This is a genomic window from Acinetobacter sp. YH12137 (assembly GCF_013418535.1).
In the GTDB taxonomy this organism is placed as follows: domain Bacteria; phylum Pseudomonadota; class Gammaproteobacteria; order Pseudomonadales; family Moraxellaceae; genus Acinetobacter.
On record NZ_VPBW01000078.1, the window covers coordinates 1 to 2,340 of the forward strand.

The 2,340-nt window shown below is 37.4% G+C and carries 2 protein-coding genes; both read left to right on the forward strand.

Going from position 1 to position 2,340, the window contains the following annotated elements:
* Positions 1-343 precede the first annotated feature (343 nt).
* Positions 344-1,549 (forward strand): DUF1615 domain-containing protein, encoded by a 1,206-nt coding sequence (locus FTU72_RS16070; RefSeq protein WP_179993428.1) that lies wholly within the window; start codon positions 344-346, stop codon positions 1,547-1,549.
* Positions 1,516-2,181, forward strand: coding sequence for an HAD-IB family phosphatase (locus FTU72_RS16075; protein ID WP_179993427.1), 666 nt, complete (start codon positions 1,516-1,518; stop codon positions 2,179-2,181). Before FTU72_RS16070 ends, FTU72_RS16075 begins: the two co-directional genes overlap by 34 nt.
* Positions 2,182-2,340: the final 159 nt, after the last annotated feature.

Sequence of the window (2,340 nt, forward strand, 5' to 3'; positions counted from 1 at the left end):
TCAAAGTAGCATAAATTTCGTATCTTTCATCTTGAGAAAGTTGGGTGTATTTCTTCATTGTGTGCTTTCCAATTGCGAGTTGAAAAAGTCTAATGATTCTATGAATACACCTAACTTTTTCAACTAATTACAAATGTGTTGCACTTGGGATTTGAATCTGCGAATTCTATATCTTAGAAAAAATTTTATTTTGTAAATATGCTTCCATGGACTTTAGACATCTACGCTTGAGAAACCGACTATTAACCCCAATCAATATAGATATAAATTCATCACTTTTCTGATGGACATAGTATACTGCATCTGCCTTGTTCACTCATCTTTTCAATTTATTTACGACACCATGAACAAATATTTTGCTCAAGTTTTTTCTCTTAAGTCCATATCCATACTTGCTTTATCTATTAGCCTTGTAGGGTGTGGCAATGGTTCTTGGTGGTCAAATGATGAACCCACTCTTGAAGTTGAACATATTCGCAAAGCCATTCCAGGTCGTGTCAGCCAGCGTGAATCTTGGGCACAAGATATTTATGACATCACTGACCAGCTCGGTATTCCACAAACCAAAGAGAATATCTGTTCAATCGTGGCAGTTGTCGATCAGGAATCTAACTTTAATGCAGACCCGGTAGTTCCTGGTCTTGGTGAGAAAGCCGTTAAAGAAGTTCAGGAACGTCTGGAAGAAAAATTTAAAGATAAACTTGGTGAAAGTATCGGTGGAACAGTTGCAGGATATTTCCAGGATGTACTGAAAAACCAGCCAAGTCCAGAAGACAATTATCTCAGTCAGATGCGCCGGGTCAAAACCGAACGTCAATTAGATGAACTTTATCGTGAAATCTTTGATTACATGGCCAAGCATTATCATGTAAGTGCACTGACAGGTGCAGCCAAACTATTTGGACAAAATATTGGCGAAAAAATGAATCCAATTACAACTTTGGGTTCCATGCAGGTTCATATCAGCTATGCCAAGGAATATAAACGTCAAGGGGGCAGTATTGCTGATTTGCGTAGTGACCTGTATAGCCAGTATGGTGGACTGTATTATGGGATTCATCGATTGATGATGTACCCTGCGGATTATGAAAAACCGATTTATCGTTTTGCTGATTATAACTCTGGGATGTATTCCAGCCGTAATGCAGCATTCCAGAGCATGTTAAATAGCTTAACCGATGCCGAATTGAGCCTGGATGGCGATTTACTACTATATACTAAAGATGGCGCGATTCGCTCACAAAAGAGTCAATCTGAACGAGAGCTCATCAGCGTTTTTGCAAAAAATAATTTTATTATTACTGAACGTCAGATTCGGGCGGATCTAAAAAAAGAAAAAGTTAAAGATTTTGAAGATACTATGACTTATCGTGGTATCAGTAAACTTTATCAAGAAAAAACCGGTAAAGAACCGATGTATGCAATGATGCCAGAAGTCGTGATCTCAGGCCCGAAATTGAGTCGTGAGTATAATACTAACTGGTTTGCCAGCCGTGTCGATGGTCGTTATCAAACATGCATGCGCCGCATCAAAAACATAAAACTCTAGCCTTATTTGATTTTGATGGAACCCTGTATCCTTATGACAGTTTTACAGGGTTCATTTTCTATGCTTTAAAGAAAAGGCAGATTTTAAAACGTGGCATTCGTATTCTGCCTTGGATTCAGGCTTACTATCTTAAGCTCTATCCTGCTCATGCAATGCGCCCAAAGCTGTATTACACCATGTTCAAAAATAGTCATGCGCATGAAATTCAGCAGCTTGCCGAAGAATATGCACAGCAGCTTGTTTTAAGATTAAATCCCAAGCTATTAAAGCAACTCAAACAACACCAGCAACTCGGGCATCAAGTCGTTCTCGTTTCTGCTTCACTGGATTTATATTTAAAACCGGTTTGTACTTATTTAGGCATTGACCTGATTTGTAGTGAAGTAGAAATTCTGACAGGCAAAATGACAGGTTTATACAACACACCTGATTGTAGTAAGGATCAGAAGAAAAGTAGAATCTTGGAAAAATATAATTTAGAAGATTATGCTGAAATTTATGCTTATGGAAATAGCGAAGAAGATGAGGCAATGTTAAGCCTTGCACATTATGCTTATCTGGAAGGCCGAGATAAAGTACTTCCACTACTTGAAATGACTTTACCTGAGTCAGAGCTTAAAATAATTAATTAAACTGAGACTAATAAAAAACCGCTATGAATAGCTAATGCCAGTCAGTTAAGCAAATATTAGTAAAATGTAGTAAAAATGAGTGTATGTAAATACGCTCATTTTTTTATGACTTTATCTGAAAATTTAGATTGCACCCTTCAACATTCTTTACCTTCACTT

Coding starts and splice junctions, on each gene's coding strand:
- FTU72_RS16070 (WP_179993428.1), top strand. CDS start 344: ATGAACAAATATTTTGCTCAAGTTTTTTCTCTTAAGTCCATATCCATA.
- FTU72_RS16075 (WP_179993427.1), top strand. CDS start 1,516: ATGCATGCGCCGCATCAAAAACATAAAACTCTAGCCTTATTTGATTTT.